The organism is Acinetobacter sp. YH12086 (assembly GCF_013419345.1).
Lineage (GTDB): Bacteria > Pseudomonadota > Gammaproteobacteria > Pseudomonadales > Moraxellaceae > Acinetobacter > Acinetobacter amyesii.
This window is the reverse complement of sequence record NZ_VPAF01000019.1, coordinates 15,226-31,338: the sequence shown is the minus strand read 5'-3', so window position 1 is coordinate 31,338 and position 16,113 is coordinate 15,226. Positions and strand designations below refer to the sequence as shown.

Sequence of the window (16,113 nt, the reverse complement as noted above, 5' to 3'; positions counted from 1 at the left end):
CCGAACTTCAACATTTAATTGATTCAGCATTCTAAGCCCTAACGTGTGAAAGTCTTGGGCTTTTTTCAGTTCATTACGCAATAGCTACATGCCGTTTCACGTGGAACATATTAAGCTTCATCAGGTGAATTAATTTCAACAGACACATGTACAATTTCTTCATGAATCGACAGCGCTTGGCGCACTTCATCTGCACTCAATGCCTGACTTGTTTCTAAAGCTACAATACATGAAAACTGACCTTTACCCACTTTCCACACATGTAAGTCGGTCACCATAACAGGCGCTGGTAAATCTTGCAAAACCTCACGAATTTCAGCGACAACAGGATGATCCATTTCTGCGTCCAGTAATGTTTGTCCTGTTTCTTTCATCAGCCCAATGGCCCACTTACCAACAAGTACCGCACCAACAATCCCCAATAGCGCATCTAAAAATCCCCAGCCCATCCATTTTCCAGCAAATAAAGCCACAATCGCCAACACCGAAGTCACCGCATCAGCAACCACATGCATGAAGGCTGCTTTCTGATTGAGGTCGTGATGATGATCATGCTGCTCTTCATGGCTATGCTGGTGATGATGATGGTGATGGTCATCATGCAATAACCAAGCACAGATTAAATTCACCACCAGACCTAAACTCGCAATAGGGATTGCTTCGTTATAATGAATTTGAACCGGGTTGAATAAGCGTTCCACCGAATGAAAGGCCATAAATGCAGCAACGACCATCAATAATATCGCGCTGCTATAGCCCGCTAAAATTTCAATTTTCCAAGTCCCAAAACTAAAACGAGCATCTTGGGCATAGTGGCGTGCCGCACGATAGGCAAAATAGGCCAAGCCTAATGCCAACATATGTGAACTCATATGCCAACCATCAGCCAATAATGCCATCGAATTAAAAATCCAACCGCCAATGACTTCTAACAACATCATGACTGCCGTTAAAATGGTGGCAATTAAGATCCGTTTTTGTGCGAGTGGATTACCTTCATCAAATTGATGATGATGAATTCGGATGGATGGGGAAGTTTTCATTAGGTGCTATGCTTAAATATACTCCCCCATAGTATATTTATTTTCGGGAGAAAGTGTTGAGTCATTTACATCAGGACAAAAAGATTTTAAATCGGGTTAAACGCCTACAAGGTCAGGTCAATGCGGTTGAACTGGCTTTACAGCAACCCGAAGCAGGGTGTATCGAGGTTTTACAACAGGTTGCGGCCATCAAAGGTGCTGTAAATGGATTAATGAATGAATTAATCGAAGCACATTTACGCCATCATGTATTACCTCAAGATGCTGAAATCAATGAAGCAGAACTGGAAGAATTTGTAAAACTGCTTAAACGCTATGGATAAAGTTACAACTGTGATTTGACCATGGAAAAAAATCGGCATTAAACTGAGCCCATATTTCCGTCTTTCTCATACAGCACAATATTGACCCTATTGACTGTACCTCTGCGACTTTAAAATGACCACATCTCCCTCTTGGCGACCATTTATCATGGTGAGCCTTGCACTCTGTATGGGCACTATTGGTACAGCGCTAGCTAGTCCTCTGTATCCCATTTATCAACAACTTTGGGGACTGCTGCCGAGTCATATCACCTATATCTTTGTTGCCTACATGTTTGGTTGCCTAGCGACCTTGCTGTTTTTAGGTCGTACCAGTAATAGTTTTGGTTTTTTAAGAACCCTGCAAATCGGTATGGCGTGCATCATCTTAGGTTTAAGCTTGTCGGTGTTTGCCAGTAATGCGCTGTGGTTATCTATCGGGCGCTTTATTATCGGGATTGCCTCGGGTTTAATCAGCACCTCAGCCATGCTTGGTTTGGTCTATACCATTCCTGAACCGCATAAAAATAATGCTCCACAGTTGAGTTCAATCATTACCGTGATTGGTTTTGGTCTTGGCCCATTTATTGGTGGAGTGATTGCCCAATTTTCGGAACAGCCTTTAGTCACCCCTTATATCCCTGTGATCTTTGGGGGGTTGGCGTGTTTAATAGGGTTATTTTTTATTCGCACACCGAATTTTGAGCCACAGCCTTTTTCAGTGGCACCACATTTGGAATTGCCTGAAAAGCGTGATCATTCACGATTTTATATCGCTGGACTGACTGCCTTTTGTGCCTTTGGTTCTTTTAGCTTATTTGCATCACTCGCACCCTCTTTCGTCAAAGATGCGATCCCATGGCATGGCCCTTTGGTCAGTGGTAGTGCCATTGCAAGTATCTTGCTGGTTTCCGCTGTCGTGCAATTTATGGCGAAATCGATTCCTTCTGCAAAATGTGTCAATGCCGGCTTAATAGTGTTAATACTGAGCTATGCGCTCCTTGCGCTATGTATGACCCAACACTGGAGTGCATTGTTTTTTATTAGCGATATTTTAGTCGGTGTAGGGCATGGTCTAGGGCTTTTAGGCGCATTTGGCTTAGTTCATCAAATGACCAACAATCAAAACCGTGCTGCGGTGATCTCGACCTATTTGTTTATCGGATATTTAGGAACCATTATTCCAATTATTGCAGCCGGCTATTTATCTGATCATTTCGGCTTGATCGTCGGTGTTTTAGGTTTTTGTATGGGTGTAGGTTTATTGTGTATCGGCTTATTGCTTTGGCACCGTAGTCTGAACACCAATTAACCACTAAACTTATTCAAGAAGCATCTTGTATTGGGTGCTTCTTAAACCCAAAAACAATTAAGAAACCCTATAAAAATCAATCAAATTAAATTAAGATCTTGTCTGATGTGATTCAAAAATTTAAAAAATGCTAAAAATTCAATGTCAAATTAACACTGTAGAAAATCAAATCATTGCTAGCAGCGAATACGGGAATATTCACTATATTTTACCGTTTGAATCCTTACCGCAATTAGAAACCTATGATTTTATTGTTTGGGGCTTTTTACCCATTGCCATGCGCCTTGGCATCCCGCTGCATGTAGAAGGACCTATTTCAATACAAACCCTCCACTCCGCACGGGAGGTTTCAACGGTCTGGGCCGCTTGGTTACCTGATTTATATCAACCAGTCATGCTCAGTGCTGCATCGATTATCCAAACACCACCGGCAAACCAAACCACTCAAAATTTAAACTTTTTTAGCGGTGGGATTGACTCCACTTATAGTACATACAAAGCTTTTCTTGAAAATGGGCAAGATTCTGATTGTCTCACTGTGCATGGAATGGATTATAAATTTGATGACCATGAAAAATTTCAGACCTTAATGGATCAGACCCATGACTTTAGAAGCCAAGTTTTTAAGCAAAGTCGCGTGGTAAAAACCGATGCTTACGCGCTATACAGTAAATATGGCTGTAACCCTAAAGGTTCACATGTCACACATATCTTTTCGCTGTTTTCCTGCGCTTCGATTTTTGAACATTACCAGCAATATCGAATTTCAGCCGATTATCGTTTAGATCAACAATTATTCGTTCATCCCTATGGCTCAAATACGGCATCCAACCGATTGATGAAGAATCGATCCGGGGCATTAATCACCCTTGACGATGATGTCACGCGATCTCAAAAAACCGCATTTTTAAGCCAATCTAACTTAGATTTACAAACCCTGTCGATTTGTGTGGACTATAGGGCTCGACCAAAAAATTGTGGTCAATGCAGTAAATGTATGCGCACCAAAGCCATGTTTTATGCCACCAGCCCCGAAATTCCCGATATCTTTTTAGATCGTCGCTTTGAAAAACAGTGGTATCAATCCATTCCATTAAGTTCAAAAATTAATCGTGCATTTTTAATTGATATTTTGTCAGCAGTCGAAAAATCTTCGCAACAGCAACAATTTCCAGACTATGCAACACTCAAAGTCAAAGTTGAAGCTGCATCGAAAAGAGCAGCGATCAATCCTTTTTATGGGATGAAAATGAAAGATGTGCTGAGATCGATCTTTAAAATCATTTTTGGCTCAAACCCAGGCTAAAGGGATGCAAAAAAAGCACGATGTTTTCGAACATCGTGCTTTGGATGGATATTTCAATGGATGAAACGAGGAGCTCAATCGTTTTATTACTTGCCGATACAGAACGATCCAAAAATCTTCCCAAGCAAATCATCCGCACTGAAATCGCCCGTAATTTCACCTAAGGCATTTTGCGCCAAACGTAGAGATTCAGCCACCAACTCACCCGCATGATAAACCACCAACTGCTCACGTGCTTCTGCAAGATAGCGCTGAGTGCGCTTCATTGCGTCTAAATGGCGTGTTCGAGCAATAAAGGTATCTTCCTCTGGTTGAAAGCCTGCATGCGCTGTAATCGCATCAATAAGCGCTTGAACGCCAGTTTCTTGTTTAGCTGAAACGCGAATATGTCGAAAACCGTTTAAATCGGTCATTTCCGCGGTAAATCCTGTCAAATCACATTTATTACCAATCAACATCAAACGCTTCGGTTCAATATGATCGGCAAAGTATGCTTGAGCCAATTGTAGTGGATCTTCGCCCTGACTTAAGTCATAGACCAAAAGTAACAAGTCAGCTTGCTCAATTTCTTTAATTGCGCGGCGAATCCCTTCTTTTTCGACGATATCACCGGTTTCACGTAAACCTGCGGTATCGGTCAAGGTAATCGGCAAACCATTGAGGCTGATTTTTTCATGTAAAACATCACGTGTCGTACCCGCAATATCCGTCACAATCGCACGTTCAACACCCGCTAAAGCATTGAGTAGCGATGACTTACCTGCATTGGGTTTACCGGCAATCACCACTTGTAGACCTTCACGCAGTAACTGACCTTGACGGGCAGATTGCTGCACAGCATGGACCGAGCTTGCCACTTCATCCAATAAGCCCAAAATCTTACCATCCGCCAAAAAGTCGATTTCTTCTTCAGGAAAATCAATCGCTGCTTCCACATGCAAACGCAAATGGATAAGTTTTTCTAACACCGTATTGACCTTGCTCGAAAAAGCACCTTGTAATGAACGTACCGCTGAACGTGCCGCTGCTTGTGAGGTGGCATCAATCAGATCAGCAATCGCCTCGGCTTGCACCAAGTCCATTTTGCCATTTTCAAAGGCGCGCATTGAAAATTCGCCCGCTTTTGCAGCAATAGCACCCAATTCAAGTAACCGTGCCAATAATGCATTTTGAATAACTGGGCCACCATGACCTTGAAGCTCCACCACATCCTCACCCGTAAAGGAGTGCGGATTTGGAAAGCAAATCACCAAACCTTCATCCATGATTTCATTCGATGCATCAAAAAACTTACGGAAACCAGCAAAACGTGCTTCAGGCAGGGATTGCTGCGTTAATGCTTCTGCAATGGCATAAGATTTGGGACCAGACAGGCGAATCACGCCGACACCACCACGACCCGGCGGTGTGGCAATTGCTGCGATGGTGGTTCGGTTTAACATAAAATTTACCTAAAAATTTTCAAACGACAGATAAAGAAAAATCCGCCTAAGATTACCATCTTAAGCGGATTTATTCAGCCCATCAGCAATGCTTAGTTTGCTGAGTCAGCTGCTTCACGTTTTAAACGTTCTTTTTCAACAGATTTGTTAATCAAACCTTGTTGAAGAATAGTAATACTGTTGTTACAGATCCAGTAAAGCACAAGGCCCGCAGGGAAGAACAACATAAATACCGTAAAGATCACAGGCATGATTTTGAAGACTTTCGCCTGCATTGGATCAGCCGGTTGTGGGTTCAAACTTTGCTGAATAAACATGGTTAAGCCCATTAATAGCGGCAAAATAAACCACGGATCCATCGCAGATAAATCTTGAATCCAACCTAACCATGGCGCATGACGAAGTTCAACAGACTCCATCAATACCCAGTACAAAGCAAGGAAGATCGGCATTTGGAGCAATAACGGCAAGCAACCTGATAGTGGGTTCACTTGCTCACGTTTATACAATGCCATCATTTCTTGCGAGAAGCGCATACGGTCTTCACCGAACTCTTCTTTCATGCGTTGCATTTCAGGTGCAATCACACGCATTTTCGCCATAGAGCGGTAGCTCTTCGACGACAATGGCCATAAGATCAGTTTCACCAGAATGGTCAATAGAATAATTGACCAACCCCAGTTACCCACTAAACCGTGGAAAAACTCAAGACCGACGAACAATAATTTCGCAATAGGCCATAACCAACCGTAGTCTACAGTTTGGTTTAAACCAACTGCCAATTCTTTTAATTCAGATTGGATTTTTGGACCTGAATAGAACGTTGCATCTACTTCTGCCACTGTTCCTGCAGGAACATTAATTGCAGGTGATGTGAACTGAATGATGTTCATATCATCAGTAGATTTACGTGACTCAAGTTTCGCAGCATACGGTTGACCATTGGCTTGCGTTAATTTGATCTGTCCAGGAATCCACGCGCTCACGAAGTAATGCTGAACCATTGCAACCCAACCGCCAGTTGCTTCAACATTCAATTTTTCTTCATTGAAGTTAGCAAATTTAAGTTTGTTGTAATGTTCTTCAGGCGAACCCCATGCACCACCAAGGAATGTACCTAAAGTGAAAATACCTTGATCAGATTTACCTGGATCTTCAGAGTTGTCGCGTTTAAGCTGACCAAACATCTGACCTTGCCAGTTCTGAGCACTGCGGTTCACGATTTTATGATTCACGACAACAGGGTATTCACCTTCAGTGAAGTTAAAGGTTTTAATAACCTCTACACCATCTGCTGTTTTATAAACCATTGGTACTGACAAAACTTTTGCTGTTTGGCCATCTTTACCCTTCACAGCTTTTGCGTCATTCAACGTATATGAAGATTTTTCAATCTCATAGGTTGGACGTCCTTTCGGATTACTATCAGGGCCATTAAGACCAATTAAGCCAGACTGAGCAACATAAGTACGTTTTGCATCGCTTTCAAGCATTACAAATGGTTCGTCGCTGTCTTTATTTTTGTCATGATTGAGTAATTCAATACGAACAATATCGCCACCCTTTGGATTAATCCAAAGATGGTAAAGGTCAGTTTGTACTGAAATTAACTGTTGACTAACAGGTGCAGTGGCATCTGTTGTTTGTTGTGTAGCAGCATTATTTGCTTGCGGCACATCAGTAGCAGCCGTAGCTGTCTGGCCATTTGGCAAATCGGCAGATACTTCATGCGTTACCACCGCAGCATTTTGCTGAGATTTTTGTTCCGCATGTCCATAATCTTTCTGCCAAGCCAAAATGAGCAAATATGCGACAACAAACATGGCCCCTAGAATTGCAATCCTGGCCCATTGTTGCATAGGTATTACCCCAAGTGGTTAGAGTGATTTTGGTTCAATAAACGTTCACGAAAGGGTACAGCAACGTGAAGCGTTTGAGAATCTATTTGCTGAAATGAAATAAAACGAATTGCTTTTGATGGAACAGGATCATAGCCTGAACCGCCCCAAGGATGACAACGGCAAATACGCTGAACAGCTAGACACACTCCACGTACAGCACCATGTTGATGGACTGCTTCCAAAGAATATTGAGAACATGTTGGAATATAACGACAGCGTGGTCCCAATAATGGACTAATCGCAATCTGATAGAAACGAATGAGCCAATGCAGTAAACGAACCATTGGTCATCTCTACGCTTGTGGGGAGGTAGCTATTTTTTTATGCTTATTTGCAAGGCGCTGCAATTTTTGCCAAGCAAATTGTAATTGCTGATGCAACTCTGCATTCGGTACCGCCTCTATGCCCATTTTTGGCATAACGACAATATCTAATACATTAGACTGCTGTTGATGCAGGCGAAAACTTTCGCGTGCAAGTCGTTTTACTCGATTTCTTTCATGTGCGCGGCGCACTTTTTTCTTAGCAACAACAATACCCAAACGGCTATTCGGCTGTTCGGAGATTTTTGCTAGAAATAAGAAATGGGGTTGATGCACTTTAAAAAGCGCACCATCGAACACACTTTTATAATCGGCAGCACAGTGTATTCGCACATCTGTGCTAAAGCCGTAAAGTGTTGTCATAACACCCAAGTCTTGACAGTCTTAACTGAAATTAAACAGTTAAGCTGTGACGACCTTTTGCACGACGACGCGCTAATACTTGACGGCCAGCTTTAGTAGCCATGCGAGCACGGAAACCATGAACGCGTTTACGTTTCAACTCAGAAGGTTGGAAAGTACGTTTCATATCGAAACTCCAAAAATGATCTTTCAGTAAAGGTTCGCGATTTTAGTGCTCATTGCTTGAGCTGTCAATGAAAAACACGCTTTCTTTCAAAATCTAGGCTGTGATATATCAAGATAATATAAGGATTAGAAATCAGTCAGAAAGTTTTAAATTAAAATACTCACAAACTAAATCATTGTATATATTAATTATTTAAGTTATCTTCAAGTTTACTCACAGATTTATCCACAACCTCAAATTTGTGAATTGGTTTTATGAATTTAAATTTGAATTTAAACCAACCATCAAGTTATCCCCAGAATGGGTCGATCTTATAAATAAATTCAAATTTTAAAATTTAAATTTATTACTATTAGTGTTGATGTTTTCTGTGGAAAAAGCATTTTTAGATTTAAAAAACAAATAATTATATTGTGGATAATGATGTTTTTATAATTTTGATAGTTTGTGGATAACTTTGTGCTATAATTTATCCACAGCTTGCGGATAAACTTATCCACACGCGATTTAAATTTAAATTTAAACTCAATTTGCGTTTTTTTGATCGATTTCGACTGATTTGTTCATGACAGATGTGGATAAGATGGTTAGAATGGCTGCCCGCTTAGGCGGGGTTGAATTATTTTTTTACGTACAATGGACTGAAATAGGGGTTTCACATGCTTTGGACAGACTGCTTAACTCGCTTGCGACAAGAGCTTTCAGGAAATGTCTATACAATGTGGATACGCCCACTAGTGGCAGAAGATGCAGGTGATAGTCTAAAACTCTATGCACCGAATCCGTATTGGACACGCTATATTCAAGAGCACCATTTAGAACTGATCTCTATTTTAGCGGAACAGTTGTCTGAAGGTCGGGTACGTAAAGTCGAGATTTTGGTTGATTCACGGCCTGGTGCAATTTTATCTGCAGCTGAGCAACCTGCAACAACCACCGCAGCATTAGAGTCAACGCCGCAAGTGTCTGCACCGAATCGTCCTAAAAAAGAAAAAGAAGAGACGTCTTCAAAAAATAACCGTAAGCGTCAGCTTAACCCATTATTTACCTTTTCCTTGTTTGTTGAAGGCCGTTCCAATCAGATGGCGGCAGAAACCTGTCGTAAAGTCTTGACGCAGCCCGGTGCTTCACAGCATAACCCATTATTTTTATATGGACCGACTGGTTTAGGTAAAACCCATTTGATGCAAGCCGTAGGTAATGCATTATTACAAGCGAAGCCGAATGCACGTGTGATGTACATGACGGCTGAAAGTTTTGTACAAGACTTTGTGAGCTCTCTACAGAAAGGTAAGGTCGAAGAATTTAAGAAAAATTGTCGTTCATTAGATTTGTTATTGGTGGATGATATTCATTTGTTGGCGGGTAAAGAGGCCAGCTTGGTTGAGTTTTTCTATACCTTCAACGCGTTATTAGATGAATCTAAGCAAATCATTTTAACCTCAGATCGTTATCCAAAAGAACTGACTGAACTTGATCCACGTTTGGTTTCACGTTTCTCGTGGGGCTTATCGGTGGGTGTGGAACCACCCGATATTGAAACCCGTATTGAAATTTTACTGAAAAAAGCGGAAAGCAATGGGGTGGAACTTCCACGTAATTGTGCGTTGTTTATTGCTCAACAAGTGGTTGCCAATGTCCGTGAACTAGAAGGTGCGCTGAATAAAGTCGTAGCTATTTCTCGTTTTAAAGGTACCCCTATCGACCTTGATGTGGTGCGTGAATCATTAAAAGATGTGTTGGCGATTCGTGCACGTACCATTAGTACTGAAAATATTCAGCGTGTGGTGAGTGAATATTTCCGTATTCCACTCAAAGAATTGGTTGGCCCAAAACGTACACGTATTTATGCACGTCCACGTCAGTTGGCTATGGGGCTAGCACGTGAGCTGACAGGGGATAGTTTCCCTGAAATTGGTATGGCTTTTGGTAACCGTGACCACAGTACTGTGATGCATGCCTGTGAAAAAGTACAAAGCCTGCGTGAAGAAGATCCAATCTTCAATGAGGACTATAAAAACTTGCAACGTCTGCTGCAAAGTTAAGTCTTTTTGTTCAAATTCTGTTCTTGCAATGCGGTATATTCTGCCGCATAGTACACTGCTAAAAAATTAATTTATTTTGTCTGTCTTCAGTTTTTAGAGGAATGTATTGTGCGTTTAAAAATCGCGAAAGAAAGCTTACTGAATGTTCTGTCACATGTCGTAGGAGCGGTTGAGCGTCGCCATACCTTAAATATTTTATCCAATGTCAAAGTACAGGTTACTGAGCAAGCATTGACCATTACAGGTTCTGACCTAGAAGTGGAATTGGTTGCGAGTACACCGCTGGCAGATGGCGCATGTTTACAAGCAGGGGTGACGACAGTTCCTGCGCGTAAACTGATGGATATCTGTAAATCATTGCCTTCAGCGGCATTGATTGATTTACAAATTACTGAAGATCAACGTTGTATTTTAAAATCTGGCAACAGTCGTTTTGTATTGGGTACTTTGCCTGCAGAAGACTATCCATTATTAACCACTGAAAATACTCAAGGCACTCAAGTCGGTGTGACTCAACGTGAGTTAAAGCGTTTATTTGAGAAAACATCTTTTGCCATGGCGGTTCAAGATGTGCGTTTTTATTTGACGGGTACTTTGCTTGAAATTGATGAAAATCAATTGCGTGCAGTAACGACCGATGGTCACCGTTTGGCGATGTGTGAAACAGCGGCAAGCTCGAATGCGACACAAGCAATGCAAGCGATTGTTCCACGTAAAGCCGTAGGTGAATTGCAGCGTCTATTGAGTGTTGAAGACGAGCAATTATCGTTGTTAATTGGTCGTGAATTATTAAATGTAACAATTACCATTGCCAGCCGTGATAAAGAGCAGGGTGATATTACCGTACGTTTCACCACAAAATTGATCGATGGTAAATTCCCTGACTACCGCCGTGTGATTCCACGTGGTGGCGATAAAAACGTGCGTATTGCACATGATGTATTTAAACAATCACTGCAACGTGTAGCGATTTTAAGTAATGAAAAATTGCGTGGCGTATTCTTGAAGTTTGATGCGGACACTTTACAACTACGTGCCAATAACCCTGAGCAAGATGAAGCGATCGAAGATCTCGCAATTCAATATGCAGATGCACCGATGGAAATGTCGTTTAATGCACAGTACTTATTGGAAGTTTTGAATGTATTGGATGGTGATGATGTTGCAATGACCATGACAGAAGCGAACCAGTCGGTATTGGTACAAGATCCACAGCAACAAGATCAAACCTATGTTGTGATGCCAATGCGTGTTTAATTCGGACTGACGTCTCAATTATTATGCATATCACGCGTTTACATGTAGAACGTGTTCGAAATTTAAAGACGGTTGCACTCTCTGGGTTGCAGCCGTTTAATGTCTTTTATGGGCAAAATGGTTCAGGTAAAACGTCTGTATTAGAAGCAGTACATTTGCTGGCAACTGGACGTTCTTTTCGAACCCATATTCCGAAAAACTATATTCAAAATAATAGCCCTGACGCTGTTGTCTTTGCGCAGTCTGCAACAGACCGCATTGGTATGCAAAAAATGCAGTCGGGCGAGCATGTGATTAAAGTCAATGGCGACCTAGTGGGGACACAAGGGCAGTTGGCTAAGATTTTACCGCTACAACTCATCGACCCACAAAGTACGGATATTATTGATCATGGTGCGAAGCCACGACGTCAACTTTTAGATTGGTTGATGTTCCACGTGGAACCAGAGTTTTACCATACATGGCAATATTATGCACGGGCATTAAAACAGCGGAATAGTTTGCTGAAATCACGACGTCATTTGAGTTTGTCTGACTTAGAACCGTGGAACAAAATGCTCAGTGACTATGGTGAGATCTTGCATAGTCTACGGAGTAATGTGGTGGAACAGTGGATTCGATATTTTCAACAAGATCTTGAAGCATTATTGCCTGATTTAACAGTGACACTGGAATACAATGCAGGCTTTCATGCCGAAACAGGGCTGTTGAATGATCTGACCAATCAGCATTTTAAAGACTGCGAGCGTGGCTATACCGAGTATGGTCCGCACCGTGCAGATTTAAGGTTAAAAACCGCTATGGGGGAGGCAGATGTTGTACTCTCTCGTGGGCAAAAAAAGTTATTGATCATGGCGTTAAAACTGTCACAGATTGCAATGCTACATGCTTGTAATAAGGAAACTGTGGTATTATTAGATGATCTGACAGCAGAATTAGATTTAACCGCACAACAGCGTTTAATTGAGCGTTTAAGCCATCTTGGTAGTCAAGTTTTTATTACCACTTTAGACCATGATTCAGTGCAAAAACACTTACATGATTTATCTATTTCTTATCAATTATTCAAAGTTGAAAATGGTACGGTGCAGGCTGTTGTGCAATGAAATACCACCTTTGGATAGACCTATTTTTCACTAGGGAGAAACCATGAGTTCAGAAGATCAAGCTGCTTCTCAAACAGAACAAACCATAGAAAAAGCTTATGATTCCTCTAGCATCAAAGTATTACGTGGTCTAGACGCTGTACGTAAGCGTCCGGGCATGTATATTGGTGATACTGACGATGGTACTGGCCTACACCACATGGTGTTTGAAGTTGTCGATAACTCAATTGATGAAGCGTTGGCAGGTCATTGTGACGAAATTCAAGTCACCATTCATGAAGATGAATCTGTAAGCGTATCGGATAACGGTCGTGGTATTCCTACCGACATTCACCCAGAAGAAGGTGTTTCTGCAGCAGAAGTGATTTTGACGATTCTGCATGCGGGCGGTAAATTTGACGATAACAGCTATAAAGTTTCAGGCGGTCTACACGGTGTAGGTGTATCCGTGGTGAATGCGCTTTCAAGTAAGCTCGAATTAACCATTCATCGTGCGGGTCAAATCCACCAGCAAGAATATAAACACGGTGATTCCGTGTATCCATTAAAAGTGGTGGGTGAGACAGATCGTACAGGTACACGTATACGTTTCTGGCCAAGTGCTGAAACCTTCAGTCAAACGATTTTTAATGTCGATATTTTGGCGCGTCGTTTACGTGAATTATCTTTCCTGAATGCAGGTGTACGAATTGTACTACGTGACGAACGTATCAATTTAGAGCACGTTTATGACTATGAAGGTGGTTTGTCTGAGTTTGTAAAATATATTAACCAAGGCAAAACCCATCTGAATGATATCTTCCACTTTACTACTCAAGCCGATAATGGCATTGGTGTAGAAGTTGCATTGCAGTGGAATGATTCTTATCAGGAAAATGTTCGTTGCTTTACCAACAACATTCCACAAAAAGATGGTGGTACGCATTTAGCGGGTTTCCGTGCTGCATTAACTCGTGGCTTAAACAGCTACATGGAAAGCGAAAACTTACTCAAAAAAGAGAAAGTGGCGGTTTCTGGTGATGATGCGCGTGAAGGTTTAACTGCAATTGTTTCGGTGAAAGTGCCTGATCCAAAATTCTCTTCGCAAACCAAAGAAAAATTGGTGTCGAGCGAAGTGAAAACTGCGGTTGAGCAAGCAATGAATAAATCGTTCTCTGAATATCTTTTAGAGAACCCACAAGCCGCTAAATCTATTGCAGGCAAAATTATTGATGCAGCCCGTGCGCGTGATGCAGCGCGTAAAGCACGTGAAATGACTCGTCGTAAGAGTGCGCTTGATATTGCAGGCCTGCCAGGTAAATTGGCCGATTGTCAGGAAAAAGATCCTGCGTTGTCTGAACTTTACTTAGTCGAAGGTGACTCTGCGGGTGGTTCTGCAAAACAGGGCCGTAACCGTAAGATGCAAGCGATTTTGCCGCTGAAAGGTAAAATCCTCAACGTGGAACGTGCACGTTTTGACAAGATGATTTCTTCTCAAGAAGTGGGAACACTGATTACCGCTTTAGGTTGTGGTATTGGCCGTGAGGAATATAACCCAGATAAACTGCGTTATCACAAAATCATCATCATGACCGATGCCGACGTCGATGGTTCGCACATTCGTACGCTACTATTGACTTTCTTCTTCCGTCAAATGCCAGAACTTGTGGAACGTGGATATATTTATATTGCACAGCCACCGTTGTATAAGCTGAAAAAAGGCAAGCAAGAACAGTACATTAAAGATAATGATGCACTTGAGACATACCTGATTTCAAATGCAATTGATGAGCTTGAATTACACATCAGTGCAGAAGCGCCAGCCATTCGTGGTGAGGCTTTAGCGGGTGTGATTGCGGATTATCAAACCTCTCAAAAGAGCTTGCATCGTCTGACTGTACGTTATCCTGCAAGTGTGTTGGATGGTTTATTGGCAGTAGAAGGCTTTAAGTTAGATCAAGCAAATAACCAAGACTATGTACAGACTTGGGGTGAGCAACTACGTGCCAATATTGAGAAAACTCAACCTAGCCTACGTCCTGAATTAAGCTTAGAAACTTTTGAGCATGAAGATACTGAAGGCAATAAGTCAGCGACCTATTTCCCGCGTATTACCATCTATGTTCATAATTTACCACACCAATACTTGTTAGATTCAGGTCTATTGGGTTCAGGTGAATATGCGCGTTTACTCAAAAATTCGAAGAGTTGGTTCACCTTATTGGAAGAAGGTGCTTACCTACAAAAAGGCGAGCGCAAAATTCCAGTGAGCAGCTTCCATCAGGTTTGGCAAAACATCTTACAAGACTCACGCCGTGGCATGATGATTCAGCGCTATAAAGGTTTGGGTGAGATGAATGCTGAACAGCTTTGGGAAACTACAATGGATCCTGAGAACCGTAACATGCTGCAAGTAACGGTACAGGATGCGATTGAAGCTGATCGTATGTTCTCTTGCTTGATGGGTGATGATGTGGAACCACGTCGTGCCTTCATTGAAGAAAATGCGTTAAATGCGGATATTGATGCCTAAATTCTGATTACAGAATCATTCAAAAAAGCACTCTTGGGAGTGCTTTTTTTTATGCTATCTTAAATAAAATTGAATATTAAATCGCCAATTTGTGTTTTATAAAATTGACTTATTCTGATGCTAAGCTCAAATCAAATTGAACTTAGCAGCTAAAAATAAGAGGTCTATATATGATGGACAATCAACTTGAACACATTCGTGACATCTGGGTAAATGCATTTTTTACCGGAAATTATACCGTTTTAGCCGAATACGAAGATGAGCACTTTAAGGTGGTTTATGAGCAAGACGGGCGTGTCGAAAGTAATTATGTCCGCTATGAACGTATTGCACATGCAGTGAAGAATGGGGTTTGGAAACCACAAAAACCAGACGTAGAATTTGAAGAATATGAGTTTAATCGTGACCAAACTGAGTGCAAAATTTTAATTGGTTTAGCCGAAACACAGCAGCAAATACAGGAAATCTGGCATTTTGATCAGACCTGGAAAATACAAGAATTACGTTTTTTAAAGGCAAAAAAAGCCCATCCTTCTGCCTTATCTTAAACAATAAAAAGTTTAAATTGATGTCGTGAATGGAGATAAAATGCATCCATCTTGCAAATGTGGATAAGTTTTGTGAATTTTCACATTTAATAGTGTTTAACATCAAAGTCATTTATAATTGTGGACAACATTATTTAAAAATATTTATCCACAAAAAGGTGGTTTGATATTTTGAATTTAAAAAATAAAAATGAATTTAAAACTAAGATTTGAATTTAAAAATGGCTTTTGTGGATAACTGTGGTAATGAGTTTGATGTGAAGTATATTTTTTTGAATTCATTTACATAATTAGGGTAAAAGCGATCGCTGAATTTTTAGATTCTTTCCGAATAGAAATGCCTTAACGATGCAATAATCAGTTGGATATGAACATTCGATTTTTTAAATATTTTTTAGATTTATAGTGTGATTATGATTGTGAAGTTTAAATAAAAAATCGCCGTGGAACATTTAAATTTCACGGCGATTGATTTTTTGAGCTTAAG

General features: G+C 41.1%; 14 protein-coding genes. 8 read left to right on the top strand and 6 right to left on the bottom strand.

What is annotated here, in order from left to right:
• Positions 1-110: 110 nt before the first annotated feature.
• A complete protein-coding gene (gene dmeF, locus FTU29_RS15335; RefSeq protein WP_180122705.1) occupies positions 111-1,043 on the bottom strand; it encodes a CDF family Co(II)/Ni(II) efflux transporter DmeF in 933 nt (310 codons plus the stop codon).
• Between the two features lie 56 nt (positions 1,044-1,099).
• Here dmeF and FTU29_RS15330 point away from each other — a divergent pair, with 56 nt between their 5' ends.
• From FTU29_RS15330 to FTU29_RS15320, 3 genes are all read left to right on the top strand, one after another.
• A complete protein-coding gene (locus FTU29_RS15330; RefSeq protein ID WP_078194474.1) occupies positions 1,100-1,366 on the top strand; it encodes a metal/formaldehyde-sensitive transcriptional repressor in 267 nt (88 codons plus the stop codon).
• Between the two features lie 115 nt (positions 1,367-1,481).
• Positions 1,482-2,657 (top strand): MFS transporter, encoded by a 1,176-nt coding sequence (locus FTU29_RS15325; protein WP_228144801.1) that lies wholly within the window; start codon positions 1,482-1,484, stop codon positions 2,655-2,657.
• A 127-nt stretch (positions 2,658-2,784) separates the two neighbouring features.
• Positions 2,785-3,963 carry a hypothetical protein gene (locus tag FTU29_RS15320; RefSeq protein WP_180122698.1) on the top strand — a complete coding sequence of 393 codons (1,179 nt, stop codon included), beginning with the start codon at positions 2,785-2,787 and terminating at the stop codon, positions 3,961-3,963.
• Positions 3,964-4,049: 86 nt separating this feature from the next.
• Here the strand turns inward: FTU29_RS15320 and mnmE are convergent, their stop codons facing one another.
• The 5 genes from mnmE to rpmH form a co-directional block, all read right to left on the bottom strand.
• Positions 4,050-5,405 (bottom strand): tRNA uridine-5-carboxymethylaminomethyl(34) synthesis GTPase MnmE, encoded by a 1,356-nt coding sequence (mnmE, locus tag FTU29_RS15315; RefSeq protein ID WP_180122696.1) that lies wholly within the window; start codon positions 5,403-5,405, stop codon positions 4,050-4,052.
• A gap of 92 nt (positions 5,406-5,497) precedes the next feature.
• Positions 5,498-7,264 (bottom strand): membrane protein insertase YidC, encoded by a 1,767-nt coding sequence (gene yidC, locus FTU29_RS15310; protein WP_180122694.1) that lies wholly within the window; start codon positions 7,262-7,264, stop codon positions 5,498-5,500.
• A 5-nt stretch (positions 7,265-7,269) separates the two neighbouring features.
• Complete coding sequence (gene yidD, locus FTU29_RS15305) at positions 7,270-7,590, bottom strand: membrane protein insertion efficiency factor YidD (RefSeq protein WP_078189510.1); 321 nt, start codon at positions 7,588-7,590, stop codon at positions 7,270-7,272.
• Positions 7,591-7,599: 9 nt separating this feature from the next.
• Entirely contained in the window at positions 7,600-7,992 is a 393-nt protein-coding gene (rnpA, locus tag FTU29_RS15300) for a ribonuclease P protein component (protein ID WP_078189509.1), read from the bottom strand.
• Between the two features lie 31 nt (positions 7,993-8,023).
• Entirely contained in the window at positions 8,024-8,158 is a 135-nt protein-coding gene (gene rpmH, locus FTU29_RS15295; RefSeq protein WP_000831329.1) for a 50S ribosomal protein L34, read from the bottom strand.
• A 659-nt stretch (positions 8,159-8,817) separates the two neighbouring features.
• On the opposite strand from rpmH, the gene dnaA reads away from it, so the two are divergent.
• The 5 genes from dnaA (at position 8,818) to FTU29_RS15270 (ending at position 15,626) form a co-directional block, all read left to right on the top strand.
• On the top strand, positions 8,818-10,203 hold the full coding sequence (gene dnaA / locus FTU29_RS15290; RefSeq protein WP_180122693.1) for a chromosomal replication initiator protein DnaA: 1,386 nt from the start codon (positions 8,818-8,820) through the stop codon (positions 10,201-10,203).
• Between the two features lie 108 nt (positions 10,204-10,311).
• Complete coding sequence (gene dnaN, locus FTU29_RS15285; protein ID WP_078194448.1) at positions 10,312-11,460, top strand: DNA polymerase III subunit beta; 1,149 nt, start codon at positions 10,312-10,314, stop codon at positions 11,458-11,460.
• A 23-nt stretch (positions 11,461-11,483) separates the two neighbouring features.
• Entirely contained in the window at positions 11,484-12,566 is a 1,083-nt protein-coding gene (recF, locus tag FTU29_RS15280) for a DNA replication/repair protein RecF (protein WP_180122691.1), read from the top strand.
• 43 nt (positions 12,567-12,609) lie between these two features.
• Positions 12,610-15,078: a DNA topoisomerase (ATP-hydrolyzing) subunit B gene (gyrB, locus tag FTU29_RS15275; RefSeq protein WP_078194446.1), complete on the top strand. Its 2,469-nt coding sequence runs from the start codon at positions 12,610-12,612 to the stop codon at positions 15,076-15,078.
• 170 nt (positions 15,079-15,248) lie between these two features.
• Complete coding sequence (locus tag FTU29_RS15270) at positions 15,249-15,626, top strand: hypothetical protein (RefSeq protein ID WP_078189504.1); 378 nt, start codon at positions 15,249-15,251, stop codon at positions 15,624-15,626.
• Positions 15,627-16,113: the final 487 nt, after the last annotated feature.